General features: G+C 38.9%; 22 protein-coding genes and 5 pseudogenes. 23 read left to right on the top strand and 4 right to left on the bottom strand.

The window, feature by feature from the left end; translation table 11 throughout:
- Positions 1–118: 118 nt before the first annotated feature.
- From infA to truA, 10 genes and pseudogenes are all read left to right on the top strand, one after another.
- Positions 119–337 (top strand): translation initiation factor IF-1, encoded by a 219-nt coding sequence (gene infA, locus JCM10991_RS01040; protein WP_003689399.1) that lies wholly within the window; start codon positions 119–121, stop codon positions 335–337.
- Positions 338–372: 35 nt separating this feature from the next.
- Positions 373–486, top strand: a complete 114-nt coding sequence (gene rpmJ, locus JCM10991_RS01035) for a 50S ribosomal protein L36 (protein WP_025020296.1) — start codon at positions 373–375, stop codon at positions 484–486.
- Positions 487–511: 25 nt separating this feature from the next.
- A complete protein-coding gene (gene rpsM, locus JCM10991_RS01030; RefSeq protein ID WP_023859588.1) occupies positions 512–877 on the top strand; it encodes a 30S ribosomal protein S13 in 366 nt (121 codons plus the stop codon).
- A 30-nt stretch (positions 878–907) separates the two neighbouring features.
- The gene (gene rpsK, locus JCM10991_RS01025) at positions 908–1,294 is read left to right on the top strand and encodes a 30S ribosomal protein S11 (RefSeq protein ID WP_023859589.1); all 387 of its coding nucleotides are present in this window, start codon (positions 908–910) and stop codon (positions 1,292–1,294) included.
- Positions 1,295–1,377: 83 nt separating this feature from the next.
- Positions 1,378–2,322 carry a DNA-directed RNA polymerase subunit alpha gene (locus JCM10991_RS01020; protein WP_023859590.1) on the top strand — a complete coding sequence of 315 codons (945 nt, stop codon included), beginning with the start codon at positions 1,378–1,380 and terminating at the stop codon, positions 2,320–2,322.
- 23 nt (positions 2,323–2,345) lie between these two features.
- Positions 2,346–2,726 (top strand): 50S ribosomal protein L17, encoded by a 381-nt coding sequence (gene rplQ, locus JCM10991_RS01015; protein ID WP_023859591.1) that lies wholly within the window; start codon positions 2,346–2,348, stop codon positions 2,724–2,726.
- Positions 2,727–2,992: 266 nt separating this feature from the next.
- Entirely contained in the window at positions 2,993–3,832 is an 840-nt protein-coding gene (locus JCM10991_RS01010; protein WP_025020295.1) for an energy-coupling factor ABC transporter ATP-binding protein, read from the top strand.
- Positions 3,808–4,677: pseudogene (locus JCM10991_RS12065) on the top strand (energy-coupling factor ABC transporter ATP-binding protein). The gene JCM10991_RS01010 and the pseudogene JCM10991_RS12065 overlap by 25 nt, the downstream one beginning before the upstream one ends.
- A complete protein-coding gene (locus JCM10991_RS01000; protein ID WP_025020294.1) occupies positions 4,670–5,467 on the top strand; it encodes an energy-coupling factor transporter transmembrane component T family protein in 798 nt (265 codons plus the stop codon). The pseudogene JCM10991_RS12065 and the gene JCM10991_RS01000 overlap by 8 nt, the downstream one beginning before the upstream one ends.
- Before the next feature lie 5 nt (positions 5,468–5,472).
- Positions 5,473–6,231, top strand: a complete 759-nt coding sequence (truA, locus tag JCM10991_RS00995; RefSeq protein ID WP_023859595.1) for a tRNA pseudouridine(38-40) synthase TruA — start codon at positions 5,473–5,475, stop codon at positions 6,229–6,231.
- A 70-nt stretch (positions 6,232–6,301) separates the two neighbouring features.
- Here truA and JCM10991_RS12060 read toward each other — a convergent pair.
- From JCM10991_RS12060 to JCM10991_RS12050, 3 genes and pseudogenes are all read right to left on the bottom strand, one after another.
- A pseudogene (locus JCM10991_RS12060) lies at positions 6,302–7,008 on the bottom strand (VIT1/CCC1 transporter family protein).
- A 3-nt stretch (positions 7,009–7,011) separates the two neighbouring features.
- Positions 7,012–7,691 (bottom strand): annotated as a pseudogene (locus JCM10991_RS12055) (VIT1/CCC1 transporter family protein).
- 65 nt (positions 7,692–7,756) lie between these two features.
- Complete coding sequence (locus JCM10991_RS12050) at positions 7,757–8,329, bottom strand: sugar O-acetyltransferase (RefSeq protein WP_225349898.1); 573 nt, start codon at positions 8,327–8,329, stop codon at positions 7,757–7,759.
- Positions 8,330–8,377: 48 nt separating this feature from the next.
- On the opposite strand from JCM10991_RS12050, the gene JCM10991_RS00975 reads away from it, so the two are divergent.
- A complete protein-coding gene (locus JCM10991_RS00975; RefSeq protein WP_025020293.1) occupies positions 8,378–10,456 on the top strand; it encodes a DNA topoisomerase III in 2,079 nt (692 codons plus the stop codon).
- A gap of 34 nt (positions 10,457–10,490) precedes the next feature.
- On the opposite strand, the gene JCM10991_RS00970 is transcribed toward JCM10991_RS00975, so the two are convergent.
- The gene (locus JCM10991_RS00970; protein ID WP_025020292.1) at positions 10,491–10,814 is read right to left on the bottom strand and encodes a DUF454 family protein; all 324 of its coding nucleotides are present in this window, start codon (positions 10,812–10,814) and stop codon (positions 10,491–10,493) included.
- A gap of 111 nt (positions 10,815–10,925) precedes the next feature.
- Here JCM10991_RS00970 and JCM10991_RS00965 point away from each other — a divergent pair, with 111 nt between their 5' ends.
- The 12 genes and pseudogenes from JCM10991_RS00965 to JCM10991_RS00905 form a co-directional block, all read left to right on the top strand.
- The gene (locus JCM10991_RS00965; protein ID WP_025020291.1) at positions 10,926–13,103 is read left to right on the top strand and encodes an AAA family ATPase; all 2,178 of its coding nucleotides are present in this window, start codon (positions 10,926–10,928) and stop codon (positions 13,101–13,103) included.
- 18 nt (positions 13,104–13,121) lie between these two features.
- Positions 13,122–14,369, top strand: coding sequence for a TIGR00341 family protein (locus tag JCM10991_RS00960; RefSeq protein WP_023859601.1), 1,248 nt, complete (start codon positions 13,122–13,124; stop codon positions 14,367–14,369).
- A gap of 82 nt (positions 14,370–14,451) precedes the next feature.
- Positions 14,452–15,627: an SAM-dependent methyltransferase gene (locus JCM10991_RS00955; RefSeq protein ID WP_025020290.1), complete on the top strand. Its 1,176-nt coding sequence runs from the start codon at positions 14,452–14,454 to the stop codon at positions 15,625–15,627.
- 166 nt (positions 15,628–15,793) lie between these two features.
- A complete protein-coding gene (gene rplM, locus JCM10991_RS00950) occupies positions 15,794–16,237 on the top strand; it encodes a 50S ribosomal protein L13 (RefSeq protein ID WP_023859603.1) in 444 nt (147 codons plus the stop codon).
- Positions 16,238–16,254: 17 nt separating this feature from the next.
- A complete protein-coding gene (gene rpsI, locus JCM10991_RS00945) occupies positions 16,255–16,647 on the top strand; it encodes a 30S ribosomal protein S9 (protein WP_025020289.1) in 393 nt (130 codons plus the stop codon).
- A gap of 292 nt (positions 16,648–16,939) precedes the next feature.
- Positions 16,940–17,200, top strand: a pseudogene (locus tag JCM10991_RS14755) (type ISP restriction/modification enzyme); the annotation flags it as partial.
- 23 nt (positions 17,201–17,223) lie between these two features.
- Positions 17,224–18,255 (top strand): acyltransferase family protein, encoded by a 1,032-nt coding sequence (locus tag JCM10991_RS14240; protein WP_161628289.1) that lies wholly within the window; start codon positions 17,224–17,226, stop codon positions 18,253–18,255.
- Between the two features lie 490 nt (positions 18,256–18,745).
- Positions 18,746–19,507: a polysaccharide deacetylase family protein gene (locus tag JCM10991_RS00925; RefSeq protein ID WP_025020288.1), complete on the top strand. Its 762-nt coding sequence runs from the start codon at positions 18,746–18,748 to the stop codon at positions 19,505–19,507.
- A 322-nt stretch (positions 19,508–19,829) separates the two neighbouring features.
- Positions 19,830–20,315 (top strand): annotated as a pseudogene (msrA, locus tag JCM10991_RS00920) (peptide-methionine (S)-S-oxide reductase MsrA); the annotation flags it as partial.
- A gap of 121 nt (positions 20,316–20,436) precedes the next feature.
- Positions 20,437–21,666: a glycosyltransferase family 4 protein gene (locus JCM10991_RS12040; protein WP_035187759.1), complete on the top strand. Its 1,230-nt coding sequence runs from the start codon at positions 20,437–20,439 to the stop codon at positions 21,664–21,666.
- A gap of 71 nt (positions 21,667–21,737) precedes the next feature.
- Positions 21,738–22,571 carry a glycosyltransferase family 8 protein gene (locus JCM10991_RS00910; RefSeq protein ID WP_025020286.1) on the top strand — a complete coding sequence of 278 codons (834 nt, stop codon included), beginning with the start codon at positions 21,738–21,740 and terminating at the stop codon, positions 22,569–22,571.
- Positions 22,572–22,711: 140 nt separating this feature from the next.
- Positions 22,712–23,087: glycosyltransferase (locus JCM10991_RS00905; protein ID WP_025020285.1), on the top strand; the 376-nt coding region annotated here is incomplete at its 3' end.

Below are 23,087 nucleotides of genomic sequence, written 5' to 3'. Positions count from 1 at the left end.
GCTCAGTTTGCTCTTGAGAAGAGAGTAAACTGGCTTGCGGAAAAAGGTGGGACTCCAACAAAGCTTCTCACAATTTTCGTGTAAAGTTTTAAAACCAATTTTAAGGAGGTACTTTTGCGTGGCGAAAGATGATGTGATTGAAATTGAGGGTACGATCAAAGAAACGTTACCCAATGCGATGTTCAAGGTTGAACTCGAAAACGGGCATGAAATCTTAGCCCATGTTTCCGGTAAGATTCGGATGCACTACATTCGGATTTTACCAGGGGACAAGGTTACAGTTGAAATGTCCCCTTACGATTTGACTAAGGGTCGCATTACCTATCGCTTTAAATAGATTGTACTTTCGACACTATATAGGAGGTATAATTCATGAAAGTAAGACCATCAGTTAAACCAATGTGCGAACACTGCAAAGTAATCAAGCGTAAAGGTCGCGTTATGGTTATCTGCGCTAACCCAAAGCACAAACAACGTCAAGGATAATAATTAAACAGGAGGTGTAATTGTAATGGCTCGTATCGCAGGTGTCGATTTACCACGTAACAAGCGTATCGTAATCGGCTTAACTTATATTTACGGAATCGGTAACACAACAGCTAAGAAGGTTTTAGCTGAAGCCGAAGTTTCAGAAGATGTTCGCGTTCGCGACTTAACAGCAGATCAAGAAGATGCTATCCGTGCTGCTGTGGATAAGATTAAGGTTGAAGGTGACTTACGTCGTGAAGTTTCCTTAAACATCAAGCGTCTTTCAGAAATCGGTTCTTACCGCGGTCTACGTCACCGTCGTCATTTACCAGTTCGCGGTCAAAACACTAAGAACAACGCACGGACACGTAAAGGCCCAGCAATTTCAATTGCCGGTAAGAAGAAATAATTAATACTATAAAGGAGGTATAGCTAGTTCATGGCTGTTAAAAAATCACGTAAGCGTCGTGTGAAAAAAAATATTGAAACCGGCGTGGCACACATTCACTCAACTTTTAACAACACATTAGTTATGATTACTGATGTTCACGGTAACGCCGTAGCATGGTCATCAGCTGGTGCGTTAGGTTTCAAGGGTTCTCGTAAGTCTACTCCATTTGCTGCTCAAATGGCTTCAGAAGCTGCTGCCAAAGCTGCAATGGACCATGGTATGAAGAACGTTGAAGTTGCCGTTAAAGGCCCAGGTTCCGGTCGTGAAGCCGCAATTCGTGCGCTTCAAACAACTGGTCTTGAAGTTACATCTATTAAGGATGTTACACCAGTTCCTCACAATGGATGCCGTCCTCCAAAGCGCCGTCGTGTTTAATTTGGAGTAGTTTTCATTTTGAGGGCAACTCATAATGTTTGCACCAGATTACACGTTACGTTTTGAAAGGGGTAAAGATAAGAATGATCGAATTTGAAAAGCCAAAAATTCACAAAATCAAAGAAGAAACAAACTACGGTAAGTTCGTTATCGAACCACTTGAACGTGGTTATGGTACAACTTTAGGTAACTCGTTACGTCGTACTTTGTTATCTTCTTTACCAGGTGCTGCCATCACTGATATTCAAATTGATGGTGTGTTACACGAATTTTCCACTGTTGAAGGTGTGTTAGAAGACGTAACCACAATTATTTTGAACTTGAAAAAAGTGGCATTGAAGATGGACTCAGAAGAAAGCCAAACACTGGAAATTGATGTTGTCGGTCCGTTAGAAGTAACAGCCGGTGATATTAAAGGACCTAGCGACGTTGAAGTGTTAAATGATGATTTATATATTGCAACGGTTGCTGAAGGTCACTCACTCCACGTGCGGATGACTGCGGACAAAGGTCGTGGCTATGTTTCTGCAAATGAAAACAAAGCTAAGAACGACGATATGCCTATCGGTGTCTTGGCAATTGACTCTATTTATACCCCGATCGAACGTGTCAACTACCAAGTAGAAAAAACACGTGTTGGTCAAAAAAATGATTACGACAAGTTAACGTTAGATGTTTGGACTAACGGTTCAATCACTCCAAGTGAAGCAATTAGCTTGTCTGCAAAAATTTTAACAGAGCACTTAACTTTATTTGTTGATTTAACTGATGAAGCCAAGAATGTTGAAATTATGGTGGAAAAAGAAGAATCACACAAAGAAAAGATGCTCGAAATGACAATTGAGGAACTTGATTTATCTGTTCGTTCATACAACTGTTTGAAGCGTGCAGGAATCAATACAGTTCAAGAATTAACTAACAAGTCTGAAGCTGATATGATGAAGGTCCGTAACTTGGGTCGCAAGTCATTAGAAGAAGTTAAGGCTAAGTTAGCTGATTTAGAATTATCCTTACGTCATGATGACTAAGAATTAAGGGAGGGAAATATTTCATGGCATACCGTAAATTAGGTCGCACAAGTGCACACCGTAAAGCAATGTTACGGAACTTGACTACTGACTTACTTGTTAACGGCAAAATCGTTACAACTGAAACACGCGCTAAAGAAGTTCGCAAATTTGCTGAAAAGATGATCACTTTAGGCAAGAAGGGTGATTTAGCTTCTCGTCGTCGCGCAGCAGCTTTTGTAATGGACGTTGTTGCTGACGTTAAAGAAACTGAAGACAAGGTTGTTGTTCAAACTGCTTTGCAAAAGTTATTTGACGATGTAGCACCTCGTTACGCTGAACGCAATGGTGGTTACACTCGTATCTTAAAGATGGAACAACGTCGTGGTGACGCAGCTAAGATGGCTGTTCTTGAATTAGTTTAATACTAATAAATTTTAAGATTATTTTGTCACTTTCATAATGATAACTGGGCGTTACGATGATGGGGTAAAATCCAAGTCTAGTCCTAAGTAGCCGTTAGGTGAAACCTTCATTATGAAAAGTGATTTTTTATTTGGAGTAAAATGCTCTATCGGGTTAAATAGATAAGCGGTTGAGATTTTCGTCTTAACCGCTTTTGTGTGTTATAATTTAATTAGTGTTGCTTTTAACAATAACAATATAAATAACATCAAGTGAGGGATAAGCAATGAGTGAAGTTATTAAAATTAAAAATCTTACTTATCGCTACGATGAAGAACAAAGTAAACCAACCTTAGATAATTTAAATTTAACGATTGAAGCGGGTCAATGGGTGGCTTTAATTGGTCATAATGGGAGTGGGAAAAGCACCCTGACTAAACTCTTAGATGGTCTTTTGGTGGCTGACCAAGGCCAAATTGAAGTTGCCGATTTAGTTTTAAATGAAGAAACCGTTTGGGACGTGCGTGCTAATATCGGAATTGTCTTCCAAAATCCAGATAACCAGTTTGTCGGCGCTGATGTTGAAGGTGATGTGGCTTTTGGTTTAGAAAACCAAGGTACCGAGCATTCCGAAATGGTTAAGCGGGTAACTGATGCCCTTGAAGCGGTTAATATGTCAGCCTTCGCTAAAAAGCAACCTGAACACCTTTCTGGAGGGCAAAAGCAACGGGTAGCTATTGCGGGAGTGCTTGCTTTGCGGCCGAAAATTATTATTTTTGATGAAGCTACTAGTATGCTCGATCCTAAAGGTCGACGGGAAATTGTTCAAATGATGCAGCAGCTTAACCACGAAGAAGGCTTCACAGTAATTTCAATTACCCATGATATTGATGAAGCGGCTTTAGCGGATCGGATTATCGTGTTGAATGATGGGGTGATTACATTGGATGGTCAGCCTACGGAAGTTTTCCAACATGCCCAAGAGTTAGAAGCCATGGGGTTGGGTTTACCCTATTCAGAGCAGCTTAAACAGGCTTTAAAAGCAGAAGGACTAGCAACCCCAAGTCAATATCTAGATGAAGAAGGGATGGTGGACTGGTTATGGCAATTACTTTCCAAGAACTAGGCTATGCCTATCAAGCCAATACCCCCATGGAACAAAGAGCCTTGAGTGGCGTTTCGACCACGATTAATGATCACTCTTATACCGCAATTATTGGTCATACGGGGAGTGGAAAGTCAACCTTACTTCAACACCTCAACGGGCTTTTAAAGCTACCGAGGGAAGTTTAGAGGTTAACGGTTATCACATCACACCAGAAACCAAAAATAAGGAATTGAATAGTTTAAGACGCCAGGTGGGATTTGTTTTTCAATTTCCAGAAGCTCAACTTTTTGAAGAAACCGTTCTTAAAGACATTGCTTTTGCTCCCAAAAACTTTGGTAGAAGTGAGGCAGAAGCATTGGCAATTGCGAAACGGGTTGCTCAAGATGTCAATCTACCAGAGGAACTCTGGGGAAAGTCACCATTTGAACTTTCTGGCGGACAAATGCGACGCGTGGCGATTGCTGGAATTTTGGCGATGGAGCCACAAGTTTTAGTTTTAGATGAACCAACGGCCGGCCTTGATCCTCAAGGACGCCAAGAGATGATGGAACTATTCAAACGTCTCCACGATCAAAAGAGCTTAACGACGATTTTAGTGACTCACAATATGAATGATGTCGCCAATTATGCGGACCATGTTTTAGTTATGGAGGGGGGCACCTGATTAAAGAAGGGCAACCACGTGAAATTTTTGCGGATCCCCAGTGGCTTTTAGACCACCACTTAGGTTTACCACAGACCACGGCTTTTGCTACAAGTTGATGCAAAGAGGCTTGAAGTTTGAGCAAATTCCATTGACTAAGCTAGAATTAGCGCGTGATTTAGCACAACTTTATCGTCAAGGAGGTATCCGAGATGTCTAATTTCTTGTTAGGACGTTATTTAAGTGGCGATTCTTTCGTACACCGCTTAGATGCGCGAGCTAAATTAATTTTAAGTATGTATTTCATCTTGATTATTTTTTTAGCTAACAATGTCTGGACTTATGGCCTCTTATTTTTAGTGGTAATGTTATCAGTAATGATGTCACAAATAAAATTAGGCTTTTTCCTTAAAGGTTTACGCCCGTTACTCTGGTTGATTATTTTTACCGTTGTTTTGCAAATCTTCTTCACCAGTGGTGGTCATGTTTACTGGCAATGGGGGATTTTATCCTTAACCAGCTTTGGATTGGTCAATGGAATCTATGTTTTTTGTCGGTTTGTCTTGATTATTTTCATGTCAACCTTATTGACTGTAACGACTTCACCGCTGGAAATTTCCGATGGATTGGAGTCTTTGATGAAGCCTCTGGCTTACCTAAAGGTTCCCGTTTATGAAATTGCTTTAATGTTATCCATTGCTTTACGTTTCGTGCCCACCTTATTGGATGAAACCCAAAAGATTATGAACGCCCAACGTTCACGAGGAGTAAATTTTGGTCAAGGCAAGATTAAAGACCAAGTTAAAGCGGTAATTCCGCTGTTAATCCCCCTTTTTGTTTCGGCTTTTAATCGTGCTGAAGATTTAGCCACGGCTATGGAAGCGCGAGGTTATCGTGGTGGTCAAGGTCGGACAAAATACCGTCAAAATAAGTGGCAATGTGCTGATAGCTTAGCGCTAGTGTTCTTCTTGTTAGTGACGGTTGCTTTATTATTTTTAAGAAAGATGTAGAAAAAATGCAACGTTATAAAATTACGATGGCCTATGATGGTACAAATTTTGCCGGTTTTCAAAGACAACCTAATCAAAGAACGATCCAAGGGACCTTGGAAAATGCTGTTAATAAAATGAGTAAGTTCGATGATTTCATCACGATTCACGGTTCGGGGCGGACGGATGCCGGGGTACATGCTTTGGCGCAAGTGGCCCACTTTGATTTTCCTCATGACATTCCAGCTCAAGGGATGATGCGAGGACTAAATGCTATCCTACCTTTAGAAATTGAAATTATTGACTGTGAGATTGTTGATGCGAACTTCCATTCGCGTTTCTCAACCCATGGTAAGCGTTACCTCTACCGAGTAAGTCGAGGACGCTTTACCAATCCTTTCAAACGCAATTATACTGGACATTATAAGTATGCTTTGGATATTGAGCGAATTAAGCAAGCTATGCCTGATGTAGAAGGTACGCACGATTATTCCAGTTTTGTGGCTTCAGGAAGTCAAACTGATGACCATGTACGGACGATTTACGAGGCTACGGTGCGTGAAGATCAAGCAAATGATGAAGTGATTTTTGAATTCTACGGCAATGGTTTTTTATATAATCAAGTGCGGATTATGGTGGGGACGCTCCTACAAATTGGTAACGGCAGTCGTCCAATTCATGATTTTTTGCGGCTCTATGAAGTCAAAGACCGAGCTGAAGCACGAGAAACTGCCCCAGCTTCTGGGCTTTACTTAAAAGAAGTCGTTTATCCCAAAGAAGATTAAGCAACAAGTTTGAAAGCTTGTTGCTTTTTTGGGTAAAAGAAAACAGCCAAGAAGTCCTGGCTGTTAATTGTTATAAGAGCAAACCTAAACTATAGTGGATAATCATCGTTAAAATTCCGACAATTAAATTCCGAAATACAGCAATTTTAACTAAACCGTTCCCTAATTTGGCACTCAAGAATCCAGTAATAGAAACGGAGATACAAACGGCCACGATAGTTGCTTGCCACATAAGGTGGGCGGGAAAGAGGCTCATAGCTAGGAGGGGCAAAATACCACCTAGTGAAGCAGAGATAAGAGAAGAGAAGGCCGCGTCCCAAGGTTCATGTATTCCCCCAAGGTTAAATCATATTTGACCGCCACCACAGTTTCCAGGGGCTTTTTACTTAAGAGGTCGCGCGCGATTTCATCGGCGGTGTCGGGGCTAATCCCTTGTTCTTGATAGTAGGCACTAACGGCGGCTAATTCTTCTTCAGGATTAGTGTCGAGTTTTCTTTGCTCCAAGGCAACGGCTTCTTTTTCGGTATCACTTTGAGTAGACACTGACGCATACTCGCCAGAAGCCATGGAGAAAGCACAGGCAATCAAATCAGCCAAGCCGGCAATAAAAATGGTAAAGCGGTTGGGCGTGGCGACGGCCACGGAAAAGAGGACCCCGACGACAGTTAAAATACCATCGTTAGCGCCTAAAACGCCGGCACGTAAGGTATTCATGCGTTCTTCCATGGACTTAGTTTTTTTAGGATGTTTCTTTAAAATTAAATTCTTTTTAAACATTGTTTAGCCCCCAATCAAAGTCCCAATGGTATAAGTAACTACCATAGTTAAAATCCCGGAAATCACATTTCGTAAAACCCCACGCCAGCGGTTAGCTTTGCTTAAAATGGCGGCGCTGTAACCGGTGATAGCTAAAGCGATAATTACGGCAATAAAGGTTATAAGCACTCGATCAGATGGATTAGAAAGTGAGATAGAGGCCAGCGGAAGAATCGAACCAATTGGGAAAGAGACTAAGGAAGCAAAGGCGGCATCGTAGGGGTTGATAACGTTTTGGACATCAAATCCGAAACGTTCCCGAATAGTTGTTCGGACCGGATCTTTGGTCATCATTTCGTAGGTGGCTTTGTGAGCTAATTCAGGCGCAATTCCGCGAGCCAAGTATTTTTCCTTGATAAAATCAAATTCGTGTTGGTAATTGTTTTTCAAAGCCACTTCTTGTTCCATAATAGCTTTTTTTGAGCATCTTTTTGGGCATGGACCGAAACGTATTCACCCATCGCCATCGAGACAGAACCGGCTAACATCCCGGCAATCCCAGAAATAAAGATGGCAAAGTTATCGGTTGAGGCTCCAGCAACCCCAACAACAATTCCAGCTACAGAGAGAATACCATCATTGGCGCCCATAACTGCTGCCCGCAAGATATTAATTTTTTGGGCAAGTGTCCGCTTTTTTTTCATAATTAATCCCCTCGATTAAAATTATTTTCGTGAATATTATAATGCCAAAATAAGTGGGATGCAATTTAAATGGTTTCATTTTTTGATTTTTCTCTGGATGCGAGCGGGATTACCAACCGCAACGCAATTTTTAGGAATATCATGGTTACCACAGCTCCGGCCCCAATAATAGTATTTTCCCCAATGGTAACCCCGGGGAGGATAATAGCATTGGCACCAATCCAGACCCCATCTTCAATGGTAATCGGGGCAGCGGTGCAGGCGCCAGTTTTACGCAAAGCTGGGTCAGTAGCCTGGTTAACCGTGATAAAGGTAGTTTTAGGTGCTACGTTGATATTATTTCCAAAAGTGACTGGCGCATAGTCCAGGATGGTTACATCATGATTAAAAAAGACATTGTTTCCCAGGAAAATGTTAAAGCCGAAACTGCAGTTAAAATTGGGTTCGATATAAGGCTCAGCACCAATTTTTCCAAAGAGTTCATGTAAAAGACTATAATCATAGCGATTTTCATGGTAGACTTGATTATTGAATAGGCGTGTAATCTGGGCTGCATTCTGTTGCGCTTGTAACAGGTCGGGGTCCTTGCTAGGAATGGATTTTTGGGCGAGTTTAGCCCGAATAAGTTCTGTTTTCAAAAAATCACCTCACGCTAATTGTACCATGGAAAAAGAGGAAATAAATTTATGGGAAAACAACTAATTTTAGCGGAAAAGCCCAGTGTGGCCCGCGATATCGCCAAAATTTTAGGCGCTAATGAAAATAAAAAAACGTACTATGAAGGTAAGAAGGTCGTTGTAACCTGGGCTTTAGGTCACTTGTTAACTTTAAAAATGCCCGAAGACCTCAACAAAAATTGGCAAAAATGGGATTTAGAAAGCCTCCCTATGGTCCCAAAATATTTTGGAATTAAACCTTTACCACGTTCACGCGGACAATTAAATACGATAAAAAAATTGGCCCAACGCAAGGATATTACGGAAGCTGTGATTGCTACGGATGCAGGGCGTGAGGGGGAACTAGTGGCGCGATGGATTTTTGAATATGTGAAATTACAAAAGCCCCTTAAGCGACTTTGGATTTCTTCTCAAACGACTAAAGCGGTAAAGGAAGGGTTTGCCCACCTCAAAAATGGTCGGGATTATGATAATCTCTACCAATCGGCCTTAGCTCGGAGTCAAGCTGATTGGTTAGTTGGTTTAAATGTGACCCGTGCTTTAACGGTTAAATATCAAGATAACTTATCAGCTGGTCGGGTCCAAACCCCAACCTTGGCCATGGTACGCAAGCAAGAAGAAAAGATTGAAAGTTTTAAACCACAAAAGTACTACCAAATATCGCTTTTAGCCCAAGGACAAACAGCGAAGATGCAAATGAAGAATCAATTTGCCTTCAAAACCCGGCAAGAAGCCCAAGATGTAGTTAACCAACTCAAACAAGGTCAAGGTCAAGTAAGTAAAGTTGAGGGGAAAGAAAAGTCACAAGGTGCACCACTCTTATACGATTTAACGGAATTACAACAAGAAGCTAACCGGCGTTATGGTTACTCAGCTAAAAAGACCTTATCTTTGGTTCAAAGTCTTTATGAAATTCACAAAGTCGTGTCTTATCCTCGAACTGACAGTAAGTACCTTTCTAATGATATTAAGGCGACATTAAAGGATCGCTTACGGGCAGTGAAAAACTTAGCTCCTGAAGCCGAAAGCTATCTTAAAGAGGGTGCGCAAATTCGCCAAGCGAAGATTTTCAACAATGCCAAGGTGACAGACCACTACGCCTTGATTCCAACAGAACAAACGCCTAATTATGCCAAACTATCCGGGGATGAACACAAAATTTATACTTTGATTGTCAAGCGTTTCTTAGGAATCTTCGCTAAGGCTCACAGGATTAAGCAAGAAAAAACGACGGTGAGCTTTGGGGAGGAGAAATTTATTTTCAGCCAAAGTCGTGTCTTAGAAGCTGGTTGGAAGGAAGAAGAGACTCCAAGTGCTAAGGTAACGCCTTTTAAGAAAGGGCAGACAATTACACCTAATTTCCGGATTGAAGAAAAACTTACGACACCACCTGCTGCTTTAAGTGAAGGTGCACTTTTAGCACAGATGGAAAAACATGGTCTTGGTACTCCGGCGACGCGGGCGGAAATCATTGAAAAACTGATTAAGTCTGAATTGATGGAACGCAGTGGAAATATGCTCAAGGTTACACCTAAGGGTAAGCAGTTATTGAAATTAGTTAATCCGAGTTTAGTAACACCAGAATTAACTGCTAAGTGGGAAAAACAATTAGAAGATATTGCTCATGGCAAGTTTAGTCGCCAGGCCTTTATTAAGGAAATTACTTCAGAAACTAAGTTATTAGTGAATGAAGTCAAGTCCAGTCAAGCTAACTACCAAGATTTCTCCTTAACTCAAAAGAAGTGTCCAGACTGCGGCGCTCAATTGCGGGAAAAGAATACCAGGGACGGTAAGATTTTAATCTGTACCAATACGGAATGTTCTTACCGGCGTCGGGCGGAAGCTAAGGTTTCTAATCACCGTTGTCCGCAATGTCATAAAAAGATGCTAATTGTAACAGGTAAGAATGGAGACTACTTCAAGTGTAAGTATGATGGTACCACAGAAAAAATGGAAAAAGGTGGCAAGAAAGGTAAAAAGAAGATGACCAAGCGGGAAGAACGTCGCCTAATGCAAAAGATTAATCAAGATAACGAACCACAAGAAAGTGCCTTAGCTCAAGCGCTCAAAGCAGCTATGGGTAAGTAAAGCAAAAATGCTGAGGATATCCACCTCAGCATTTTTACTTGAAAATTGTCGTATAAACCAATAAAAGTAAATTGAACCACATAATATGGTACCAAGTTTGAAAACGACGCTTTTCAAATTTCATTTTTTCTTTCTGAAAAAAGGCATCGAACTTGGGAGCATAGCTGTGGTGTAACTTTTGATAAAGTCGCTGTCTTTGTAGCCAGCGATGAAATTTTTCCGAAAACTGTGCTAAACAGAAGATTCCGGCTAAAAAGAAGGGAATCTGTGGTAGGACAGGTAACATCAAGCCTACTCCCGTCAAGACGAAAAAGACGATGGCCAAGACTAGCCATAATGAACGTTTAAAATACTTCATGGCAACACCTCACTTACCAAATCATGTGTAATTAATTCTAAGATAATTATAACATCAATAAAACGTTTACAAAAGAGGGAGCTAAATCTTAAAGAAAAAGAAAGGACCTGTATGGATTTTAAAAATCAATATCAAGTTGCTCGAAAATTCCTTAAGACTAAGGATTATTCTCAAGCGCAAGCCCTGTATGCCGAGCTTTACCAGCGCATGCCGGATTATAAATCAGTCCGTTACTTTTATGCGAAAACCTTATTTTTATTAAAACATAAAACTCAGGCTCTACAGTTGTTAGATGAATTTCTAGCTAGTCGCAAAGAAACTAATCGAGGTTCAGCCTTCCTCCTCCGGGCGCAAATTCGTTTCAAGCAAAAGCATTATGAACTAGCTCGTCAAGACCTTGCGCAGGCACGAAATTATGGTAAGCAACTACAAAGAATTGCTAAGTTACATGCGAAGCTTCCACCACGCAAAAAACAACCGGCTAGAGGTGAGTATCCTCGCTATGTAAAGATAAAATTAGAGCGTTATAGTAGCAGTCAAGCACCGATCTGTCGTAGCCAAGAACCGTTTTTTAGGGGTAAGTATCTTATCTTAACCCATTTGACCAATGCTCAAAAAGAGCAGCTTGCTTCCAAACAATGGTTAGAGTTATACCTTAACGAACCTCAGGAAGGTCAGGTAAAAAATTATTTGACCTGTCAGGTACTCGATGATCGCGACTATTATCGTAAGTATTTACCTCAGTTAAAGTCTTGGTATCAAATTACCAGGTTCAATGACTACTTAGAAGAAGATAAATACTTTCACGATAAGTGGGCACGTTCTAAAGTTTTTGCCTTACTATTAACACGAATCTTTAGTCAGACGGAAATTCACCAAAACCTTCTTCAAGCCGATTTACTTAGTGAAATGGAGGAACATCACTTAGCAGCTTGTTTGGATTTGGTCAAACTTAAGCAAAGTGGTGAAAGCTTACCTTTAAGTCAAGCTGACCAAATTGAGGATTTGGATTTACTGCGAGATTTTGGCTTTATCTGTGCTCAAAATTGTCAAAATACTATTCATCTTGCAGATAAATGTCACTACGAAAGGAAAATATTGGCCTTGCTAAAAGCTCAGTCTAAAATGGCTTTACCCTTTAAGCACCCAGAAAAAGGCCTCCGTCCCACCCGAGAACAATTAGCATTCATGAAATGGCTCTATGCTCAGAAAAATAGGGTGGTTTCGCTTTTGGGGGTTGGAGGCAGTGGTAAGACTTTTACTTTGGGAAAGATTCTGGATAGTGACAAGGTTTTGGCTTTAGCACCTACCCATAAAGCCCGTCTTAATTTGTCTGCTCATGGTTTTAAGCATAATCAAACGATTCAAAGTCTCCTCTACCAAGCTGAAAACAAGCAAGAGTTTGAGCCTAAGCAACCTTACCAAGTGATTGTGATTGATGAAGTCTCTATGGTAACTACGGAAATGTTGGCCAAGCTAGTTGATTTTTTAGGGACGGATTATCGCTATCTTTTAGTCGGCGATGATCAACAATTACCCCCAGTAAGTCAAGACGAAGATGCGCTAACAGTTTGTGGCAATCTCATGTATTTCCTCAAGCAAAAGTCGGCGACTTTTTATTTTCAAGCTAATTTACGTTGCCAAAATCCCGCTACAAAGGATTTAATTAAGCAGGTAAGGCAAAAAGATATCCAAGCTTTAGCTCACAACACTGCTTTTAAAGAAGTAAGTTTTCAAGCCATGATTAACGCTAAAAGTCAAAAGCTTAGTAACGAAGCGTGTCTTATTCTGGCTCATACTAACCGGATGGTAGCCGAAATTAATCGGATTTTTTGGGAAAAGTTACCTGCTCCCAATCAGGAAAAAACGCCCTTTTTTATACGGGGCTCTTATGGAAGAGGTGGATTTTTTGTGGGGGCACAGGTTGTTTTTTACCAAAATGATGATGCTAGCCAAGAATATGGTTATACTAATAGCGAATTTGGGCAGGTTACAAAGTTAAGCCAAGAAAAATATCAGATTTTTGTGGAGGTTGAAACTTCTCAAAGAACGTATAAGTTACCACTCAAACGCGCGGAAGAAGATTTGCTCTTGGCCTATGGTTTAACTGTGCATAAAGCCCAAGGAAGTGGTGCTGAGCAAGTCTATATTACAGAATTATCCGATTTTAAATTGGCTTATACAGCCGTTTCACGAAGTAAGAATCAACTATACTTTTGTGGGTGTGACCGTCAAGCTTTGTTAGCGGCGGTTAACTACCAACCACATGAAAAAGTAAATATCTATTAAAATAATGGGGGACTGGGAATGCAAGGAGAAAAACAATATCGTTACGGCGAATTTATTACTAAAATTGAAAATGATAGTCAGCTTCAGATTTCTGACTTTGTGATTTTAACTTGCGCGATTGGGATTGCTAGTGTGGGTTTGAATATGAATTCGGTGGCCACGATTATTGGAGCTATGTTAATTTCACCTTTGATGGGACCGATTTTAGGCCTGGGGGTGGGGTTAGCAGCTTCACATCGTCAATTATTTTTTAAAGCTGCTTTAGCTTTAATTATTGAAGTAACTATTAGTCTTTTGGCCTCGACACTATACTTTAAACTTACCCCTATTACGGTAGGTGGAAGTGAAATCTTAAATCGGACCGCACCTACCTTATGGGATGTTTTAATTGCTGTTTTTGGGGGCACCGCAGGGGTAATTGGGGCGACTAAAAAGCAAGCAAATAACATTGTTCCTGGGGTGGCAATCGCTACGGCCTTGATGCCACCGCTATGTACTGCTGGTTATGGTTTAGCTCAGGGAAACCTAACTTACTTTGGAGGTGCTTTATATCTCTTTTTGATTAATTCCTTTTTTATCATGTTAACAGCTTGGTTAGGAATTAAATTTATCTATCGCCAAAAGAATCAAGTTGTAGAACGTCGCCCATTGATGCGTTTCATCACCATTGTAATGATTGCTTTGGGAGGGATTCCAAGTTTAGTAACGACTAAAAATGTAGTTCAAGAAACAATTGCCCAAAGTAACATCCAAACGATGATTGCTGAGGAATTTAAGCAAGGAACAATCATTTCCCAAAGTATCGATGTTAAAAGCAAGAAGATTAGACTCTCTATTGCACAAGCTAATCTCAATCGTCAGGAAATTCAGAAAATCAATCACGCAAAAAGTAAGTACAATTTACAAGATTATGACTTACAAATTATTCAAGTGGCAGACTTAAATCAACTAACAAGTAGTGAATACAGCAAGTATATCAATAATTTAATTAATAATAATCGTAAGGACTACCAAGCCAAACAAGAGGTGAGTTTTACTAAAAAACTAGACAAGGTGCGACAAGTTGCTCAAGCTGAGCTGGGGAAAAAGTTCACTAAAGTCACTTTACAAACTAACTATGATGTTTCTGCTGAGCAGATAGTCCAAAGTTATGATGTAGAAATTATTGTTAAAGATAAGCTTAGTGATAGTCAAAAAGGAAAAGTAATAAAGAAGATTAAGAAAACTCTAAAGCAAGTTGATCAAATTAAATTTACCGTAAAGTAAGTAAAAATCCTTATCCAATTTTTTTCAAAGTGTTACACTAGAATTACAAATAATTTTTCTAGTGGAAGTGTATTATATTATGATGTTAGATAACTTGGTTTTAAAAAAAGTTTTAAAGAATTCTTTTAATATTCCAGTGGCTGTAACGTATCCAGATGGTAAGACTGAACAGTACGGAGGAAAGGGGCAACCTGAGGTTAAAATCAAATTGAATGAAAACATCGCAGTTAAGGATTTAACCAGTAATGCCTCGATAACTTTAGGTGAAGCTTACATGGATGGTAAGATTGAAATTGACGGTTCGATTCAAAAAGTAATCTTATCTGCTTATCAATCAGCCGATTCCTTTTTACGAAGTAGTAAATTTCGTCGTTTCCTACCTAAGCAAAAGCATACCCAGGCTAAGTCTAAAGAAGATGTGCAAAGTCACTATGACTTGGGAAATGACTTCTATGCTTTGTGGTTGGATCCAAGTATGACCTATTCTTGTGCTTACTTCGAAAATCCTCAAGTTACGTTGGAAGAAGCACAATTAGCTAAGGTACACCATATCTTAAAGAAACTAGATCCTAAGCCAGGACAAACACTGCTAGACATTGGTTGTGGTTGGGGCACTTTGATGTTGACAGCGGCTAAGGAATATGACTTAAAAGTTGTTGGTATTACTTTAAGTGAAGAACAAGCTAAGGAAGTCAAAGCCCGTATTAAAGCTGAAGGTTTAGAGAATCGCGCCCAAGTGATTTTGGAAGATTACCGGCAATTGGAGCACGAACCCTTCGACTATATTACCAGTGTGGGGATGTTTGAACACGTCGGTCCAGAAAATTTGGCCGAATACTTTCAAACAGTCTACAAATACTTGGCTGACGATGGGGTGGCTTTAATTCACGGAATTACCCGGCAACAGGGTGGTGCCTACAACGGTTGGATTAATAAATACATTTTCCCTGGTGGTTACATCCCTGGGATGACTGAAATTTTGGGCCGGATCGTAGATTCTGGTTTACAAGTTGCTGATATGGAAACCTTACGTCGTCACTATCAAAAAACTTTGGAAATTTGGGACCGCAACTTTAAGCAAGCGCTCCCTGAAGTTGAAAAAAGTCATGACCAACGCTTCATTCGCATGTGGGACTTATACTTACAAGCTTGTGCGGCTTCCTTTGAATCAGGAAATATTGACTGTATCCAATATCTCTTGACTAAAGGTGCTAGTGGTCAAAACTTACCAATGACACGGGATTACATGTTAGGTTAAGAGGTATTTAGACCGTAAAAAAATTCTCTACAAATCTGTTTTTTATGATTGACTAATGAACGATTTTTATATAATATAGTAACTGGTATTGTTTGCCCCACAGTGAGCCCCGTTAAACTTATTGTTTGTCAAACATGCATACACATAATAATGGAGGAAATTAAACGTGCGTACAACATATATTGCAAAACCAGGCGAAGTAGAACGTAAATGGTATGTCGTTGATGCGACAGATGTTCCTTTGGGACGTTTATCTACTGTTGTTGCTTCCGTATTACGCGGTAAGAACAAGCCAACTTTCACACCAAACGTAGACACAGGTGACTACGTAATCGTAATCAACGCTGAAAAGGTTGCTTTGACAGGTAAGAAAGCTTCAGATAAAGTTTACTACCACCACTCAAATCACCCAGGTGGATTGAAAGCCCGGACTGCTGGTGACTACCGTGAAAAGGATCCTGAAAAGTTAATTGCCTTATCCGTTAAGGGCATGCTTCCTAAGGGTACTCTTGGCCGTCAACAAGCTAAGAAGTTACACGTTTACCGTGGTGCAGAACACAACAACGCAGCACAAAAACCAGAAGTTTTAGACATTACAAACTTAATCTAATCTAGGAGGAAACGAAATTGGCTCAAGTACAATACATGGGTACAGGTCGTCGTAAGAACTCTGTTGCGCGGGTACGTTTGGTACCTGGTACAGGTAAGATCGTTATGAACGGCAAACCAGCAGAAGAATACATTCCATTTGCAAACTTACGTGAAGTTATGGTACAACCATTCAGCGTTACTGAAACTAAAGGTGCATACGATGTTTTAGTTAACGTTAATGGTGGTGGTTTCTCAGGTCAAGCCGGTGCAACTCGTCACGGGATTGCACGTGCTTTATTACAAGTAGACCCAGACTTCCGTCCAGTATTGAAGTCAGCTGGCTTACTCACACGTGATGCACGTATGAAAGAACGTAAGAAGCCAGGTCTTAAGAAGGCTCGTAAAGCTTCACAATTCTCAAAACGTTAATATATACTGTCATATCAGTATTTTGGAACACTTCATGGTTCACCCCATGGGGTGTTTTTTTGAGAATTTGTATTCAATAACATTCTATAGAGGGTGATATGAAAATAGGAAACTGGTTTTTTATACGGAAAATTTAATGTTATTAATTCAAAAGTATATTAAATTTCAAGGCTACGAAAGGCAATTTCTCCCATAAGCATAGCAACGTTATTAGCTGAATTGACATAGACTTGAGTAACTGAACGGTCGCTATGAGTTAATGCTTCAGAAATTGTTTCTAATGATACCTGCTATTGTGTATAATGACGATATAACAATAGAAAATATACCTGAAAAAGCCTATTAATATGTTATTAATGTCAAGTCTGCGATTGAATGGATTATGGAACAATACCAGATTAAGACTGATAAAAAGTCTGGTATTACAGATAATCCTAATGATTTTAGTAATGATCCTAAGTACATTTTCAATCTTTTGTTACGGATTATTAATGTTTCTGTTCAAACTGTTGATTTAGTTAATAGTTTGCCTAAACTTGAGGTTATTGAATAAGTTCTGAAAGGGGAATTTTGTTTTTGTCAAATAAAAGTAGCCCAAAGACTATTTTTAGTCTGGATGATAATGGACATGTCCAGAGCTTAGATTTTCTAAAAGCATTCTCTATTTTTACAATAGTGGTAATGCACATGGTTCAAAGTTATATAGAGGGAATAAATGGGCTGGTTGTAACAGCATCTTCCTTGGGTGGAACAGGGGCTCATATGTTTCTTTTTGCTTCGGGGTTTGGATTATATCTAAGCTATTTAAAACATAAAACAAGTTTTTTGGAATTTGTAAAAAGAAGATTGTGGAAAATTTATGTTCCATACATTATTATTGTGATAATATCTTTCTTTCTGCCTTGGATGTACTATGAACAAGACAGAGTTCAAGCCTTGCTGAGTCATATCTTTCTTTATAAGATGTTTATTCCGAGATATGAAGAGAGTCTTGGAGCTCAACTTTGGTATATCTCAACATTATTTCAACTTTATTTGCTTTTCATACCACTTTGTAAGCTTCGTGAGAAGGTAAGTGGTAAATACTTTATAACTGGTGCGTTTATTATTAGTATGTGCTATTCGTTTTTTATTGTAGCTACCGGCTTAAGTAGTGAACGAATATTTAATAGTTCCTGTATTCAATTTATTTGGGAGTTTTGTTTAGGGATGGAGATTGCACGTCTTTTAAAATCGGGGAAGAAGTTAGAACTTAGTACTTTACAGTTGTTTATAATCGCAATAATTGGGCTTGGTATGGATGGCTTAATTGCGATTAAGATACCTTCATTTAAAGCATTTAATGATATATTTGCTTCATTTGGTTACATGGCTGTAGCACTGTTATTATATAGGCTTTTTGGTAATGCTACTAAAAAGCTATGGAAGGATTTTTGTAAGTATTCATATGAATGGTACTTAGTGCATATGGCGGTCTTCTCAACTATGTGGTTAATAGCACCCAATGGATTAAATAAGCAGTTATTGTTTGGTATATTTGTGATTCTTATCAGTTATTATGTGGCAGTTGTATACTGGTACTTAGTTCATAGGGTAATCAGAGTATGAAGTAAAATTGATTTGAAAAAAATAGGCACAAATTAATGTACCTATTATTCAATGAAAGTAGATATTTATTATAGGGTGAATTTTGGTGTTTTTCGGCTAAATTTGTTGGTAATTTGGTAATAATTCACCCTATTTAAATGAAATCAGTTGAAACTGTATGAAAATTTTTGAATTGTAAAGTTATGAAAAGCCTTGATATTAAAGTGATTTGAGTTTAAATGAAATAAAATTTTTTAGAGCCAGGTCTTAAGAAAGCTCGGAAGGCTTCACAATTCTCAAAACGTTAATATATACTGTTATATCAACGTTTAAAAGCACTTCATGGTTCACACCATGGTGTGTTTTTTTGTATATTTTTAAATTATATCCTTAATTAAATTAATATGAACTTTGCCATTCTCACTATAAAACTTAAGAATTATGTAAAAATAGTGTGGAAATTTTATGAAGAGATACTATATAATTAACCCGTACTATGTGGAGGTTGATTATGAAAAAATTACTTTGTCTAATCACATTGATTATTGGTTTAGGGACCTTTTCTACTGTTCAAGCAAAAAAAGTAACTTGGGTTAAGGCGCAGGGTGAGGCGAGCTTTCCAATTCTAATGTATCACAGTATTGATAATGTTCCAGGAAACGGGTTATGTGTTCCAAAGGAGCAATTAGAAGAGGAAATGGCTTGGCTTCATAAAAACGATTACTATACTCTAACACCTAAACAGGCTATTCGAGTCCTAACAAAAAATGAAGTTCCAAAGGATAAAAAGATTGTTTGGATTACTTTTGATGACGGTTATGCTAATAACTATACGGTGGCTTTACCAATTTTGAAGAAGTACAAATTAAAAGCCACCGTTAACATGATTACTTCTTCAATTAATACTAATGGTATGTTGACAACTGACCAGATTAAAAAAATGCAAAAGACCAAACTTATTTCTTTTGAAAGCCATACAGTTAGGCACGTAGATTTGCGAACACTAACACCAGAACAACAAGATAATGAGGCGGTAGATTCTAAGAGAACTTTGCAAAAAGATTTTGGTATCAACAGTCGATCCTACTGTTATCCTGCCGGTCGTTATAATGATTATTCAAAAGTTGCTGCTAAAAATGCGGGCTACAAGGTAGCATTAACTACTCAGCCAGGTTGGGCTAAAGCTTCTGATGGACTTTATGACTTGAAGCGAGTTCGAATTCCTGCACAAATGACATTAGATTCATTTATTGAATCAGTTGCATATAAATAATCAAACAGACGCTGAAAAAGCATTAGCAGGTAATGCAATTTTCAGTGCCTGTTTATTTGTTTAGGGGATAGTTATGAGATATGTAATCGCAAACTCAAGACTAAGTAGGAACGAATAGAGAAATTAGGGGATAGTTTGAGTTGGTAGGATCCCAGAGGATTGATAAGTTACAAAAATTGATCGTTGGATATGATTAGCTAAATGGTATTAGCACTTCAGAATACACCAAGAGATTCTAAAGCAAAAATTTTGACTGCTGGAGGCTGGAAGCGTATATTTAAATTATGACGTGTACAATGTTTTTGCGAAAGGATGAATCTTAATGAAAGAAATTTATTTAGCAGCTGGTTGCTTTTGGGGAGTAGAAGGTTATTTCCGTCAACTGTCTGGGATTATCGAGACTGAAGTGGGGTATGCTAATGGAATTTCAACTAAGACTAACTACCAGTTAGTTGCTTTAACGGACCATGCGGAAACTATTCATCTTAAATATAATCCTGAAATTATCAGTCTTAAGGAAATTTTGCAGCATTATTTCCGTATTATCGATCCATTTTCTGTTAATCGTCAAGGAAATGATCGTGGGCGTCAGTATCGGACTGGAATTTATTATGTTGATCAAACTGATGCCCCTATTGCTCAAGCAATGATGGATGGAGTAAGTGCTAAGCATGACGGAAGAAAATTAGCGGTGCAATTAGAACCTTTGCAAAATTTCATTGTAGCCGAAGATTATCATCAAGATTACTTAATTAAGAATCCTTATGGTTACTGCCACATTGATTTGAACTTGGCGAAAGTACCGTTACGTTAAAAAGATTAGAAGTAGCTCTCATTTTTGGGGGCTTTTTCTTTTGCTAAAAATTAACTTAGCTTTAAGTAAAGCGTGGTATAATGGATAGAAGAATTTAAAATGGGAGGCTTATGTTTTGAATATTGGACTTTTTACAGATACATACTTTCCACAAGTATCTGGGGTGGCGACTAGTATTCGTACAGCCAAAGAAGAGCTTGAAAAGCTTGGGCATAAAGTAATTATTTTCACCACCACCGATAAGGGGGTAGACGTTGAAGAAGATGAAGATATCGTAAGACTGCCAAGTATTCCCTTCTTTGCTTTCACCGATCGGCGAATAGCTTTTGCTGGAGCCAGTGAAGCTTTAGAAATTGCTCGCGAACATAATTTAGATATTATCCATACCCAAACTGAATTTTCTTTGGGCTTAATGGGGATTTCAATCGCTAATAAATTAAAAATTCCCGTGGTTCACACATATCACACGCAATATGAAGATTACACGCGTTACATTGCTAATGGGCTTTTAATTCGGCCTAGTATGGTTAAATATATTGTACGCGGATTTTTGAGTGACGTTGACGGGGTGATTTGTCCTAGTGGTATCGTCAAAAATATTTTACAAGGTTATCAAGTGAAACCGCCGATGCGAGTGATTTCAACCGGGATTGAGTTGGAGAAGTTTCAAACCCGATTTGCAGCAACTGAGATTCAGGCTAAACGTCAAGAACTCGGAATAGCTAATGATGAGATTATGCTCTTGAGTTTGTCGCGGATTTCCTACGAGAAAAACATTCAAGCGGTGATTCAGGCTTTACCTCAAGCTTTAGCAGTTAATCCGAAAATTAAACTGGTTGTGGTTGGAGATGGTCCATATCGCAAACGCCTAGAGGATTTAGTGAGAGAAAATGGGATTGAAGAAAATGTAGTTTTTACTGGGATGGTACCTTCAGATCAAACAGTGCTCTACTACCAAGCGGCGAACTTCTTCATTTCGGCTTCCACTAGTGAAACTCAAGGGCTAACTTATTTAGAAGCTATTGCGTCCCAGACACCAGTTATTGCTCAAAGTAATGCATATTTGGATGATGTGATTTCTGATCCTATGTTTGGCTATCTCTATGCTGACGAAGGGGATTTAGCGGAGGCAATTTTAACGGCGGTGAGTCAAACACCAACAATGACGGCTGACGCTTATCAAGCTAAATGTTTCGAAATTTCTGCGACTCACTTCGGGCAAGAGTTGGAAAAATACTATGGTGAGCTCATTGCGCATAATAATTTTCGCTTAGCTAGTTATGGTGGGGAGAAGTCTTTTCCGAAGGCTCTGACTTACTTACCAAGCGGGTTTTTAAGTATTTAACTAAACGTAATAGCAGTCATAATATGCATGACGAACAGATAACGCCGAGTAGATCAGAATTATCCTTGGGAATGAAGGAACCGATGAATATTCTCTTTTCGATTGATGATGGTTATGTCGAACAGTTTAAGGTGACACTTTATTCCTTGTATCAAAATTCAGATAATCCGGAGTTAGATGTCTATGTTTTGCAAAAGCAAAAGCTTGCTAAAACGGTGGAGATTCAGAAATTTTGTAATCAACTCGAAATTAACTATCACCCAATTATTATTGGGGAGAGAGCCTTTGAAGATGCACCAACAACTGATCGCTATCCGGAAACTATTTACTATCGTTTATTAGCACATGAATATTTACCAGAGACATTGGACAAAATTTTGTATTTAGACGCCGATATTTTAGTAACCAATGATATTTCCCCACTTTATGATTTAGAAATTAATGATTATTTGTATGCGGCAGCGAGTCACGTTAATGAAAATGGTTTGGTGGATATTGCTAATAAGGTGCGCCTAGAAAATTATCAGGCAAAGACTTATTATAACTCTGGAACGTTATTGATGAATTTAAAGAAGATTCGTCAGGAAGTTAAACGCCAAGATATTTTAGACTATATTCGTCATAATGATTACAGGTTATTTTTGCCGGACCAGGATGTTCTAAATGCTTTGTACGGCCATAAAATTTTCCAAGTGGCGGAAGAAATTTATAATTTTGATACTCGCTACTTTACCCAGTATGAATTACAAAGTAAGGGCTACTGGAATTTAGATCGGGTAATTAAAGAAACGGTTTTCTTGCATTTTTGTGGGCGAGAAAAGCCATGGCTCTCCGATAATCCTCGGGGAAATTTCTTTGATTTATACAAACATTACCAGCATTTGGTCGCTAAAATGGAATGCTAAATTAAGACGGAAAAAATTTTACAAGTCAAAAACCTTAAGAAATCAGGTTCTAAAAGCGATGATTTCCTAAGGTTTTTTATCAAAGTAAACTCCGTGGTATGATATTAAGAAATAATAACGATAAATTTGAGGAAGAAAATATGTATGATAAAAAGGATGCCGTCCAAGTTTTGGTGGTCTTGGTGACCTATAATCGCCAGGCAACCTTGCTCAAGACTTTAGCAGCGTTAATGCAACAAAGTCATCAGCCGGCGGGAATTTTGATTTTAGATAATTGTAGTACCGATGAGACTATCCCGGCTTTGAAAGCCCAGGGATTCTTAAAAGAAGATGTTAAAAAATCGCAACTCTATATGAATCATGACGCAAGGGGTTATCAGTACTTTTATCAAAATGAGTTCAATGCGGGGGGCTCTGGAGGCTTTGCTAAGGCTATCGAACTGGCCACCAGCTTATCGGAAAAGTATGATTATGTTTGGGTTATGGATGATGATGTTTTACCTGAGACTGCCAAGG

The sequence above is a fragment of the Ligilactobacillus equi DSM 15833 = JCM 10991 genome (genome assembly GCF_000615765.1).
GTDB lineage: Bacteria > Bacillota > Bacilli > Lactobacillales > Lactobacillaceae > Ligilactobacillus > Ligilactobacillus equi.
This window is presented reverse-complemented; position numbering and strand designations above follow the sequence as displayed.

Excerpts from the sequence above, each read along its gene's own strand:
- JCM10991_RS00955 (WP_025020290.1), top strand. The coding sequence starts at position 14,452 with ATGTTAGATAACTTGGTTTTAAAAAAAGTTTTAAAGAATTCTTTTAAT.
- JCM10991_RS00975 (WP_025020293.1), top strand. The coding sequence starts at position 8,378 with ATGGGAAAACAACTAATTTTAGCGGAAAAGCCCAGTGTGGCCCGCGAT.
- JCM10991_RS01000 (WP_025020294.1), top strand. The coding sequence starts at position 4,670 with ATGTCTAATTTCTTGTTAGGACGTTATTTAAGTGGCGATTCTTTCGTA.
- JCM10991_RS00965 (WP_025020291.1), top strand. The coding sequence starts at position 10,926 with ATGGATTTTAAAAATCAATATCAAGTTGCTCGAAAATTCCTTAAGACT.
- rplQ (WP_023859591.1), top strand. The coding sequence starts at position 2,346 with ATGGCATACCGTAAATTAGGTCGCACAAGTGCACACCGTAAAGCAATG.
- JCM10991_RS01010 (WP_025020295.1), top strand. The coding sequence starts at position 2,993 with ATGAGTGAAGTTATTAAAATTAAAAATCTTACTTATCGCTACGATGAA.
- truA (WP_023859595.1), top strand. The coding sequence starts at position 5,473 with ATGCAACGTTATAAAATTACGATGGCCTATGATGGTACAAATTTTGCC.
- JCM10991_RS00970 (WP_025020292.1), bottom strand. The coding sequence starts at position 10,814 with ATGAAGTATTTTAAACGTTCATTATGGCTAGTCTTGGCCATCGTCTTT.
- JCM10991_RS00960 (WP_023859601.1), top strand. The coding sequence starts at position 13,122 with ATGCAAGGAGAAAAACAATATCGTTACGGCGAATTTATTACTAAAATT.
- rpmJ (WP_025020296.1), top strand. The coding sequence starts at position 373 with ATGAAAGTAAGACCATCAGTTAAACCAATGTGCGAACACTGCAAAGTA.
- JCM10991_RS00925 (WP_025020288.1), top strand. The coding sequence starts at position 18,746 with ATGAAAAAATTACTTTGTCTAATCACATTGATTATTGGTTTAGGGACC.
- JCM10991_RS00910 (WP_025020286.1), top strand. The coding sequence starts at position 21,738 with ATGAAGGAACCGATGAATATTCTCTTTTCGATTGATGATGGTTATGTC.
- rpsM (WP_023859588.1), top strand. The coding sequence starts at position 512 with ATGGCTCGTATCGCAGGTGTCGATTTACCACGTAACAAGCGTATCGTA.
- rpsK (WP_023859589.1), top strand. The coding sequence starts at position 908 with ATGGCTGTTAAAAAATCACGTAAGCGTCGTGTGAAAAAAAATATTGAA.
- JCM10991_RS01020 (WP_023859590.1), top strand. The coding sequence starts at position 1,378 with ATGATCGAATTTGAAAAGCCAAAAATTCACAAAATCAAAGAAGAAACA.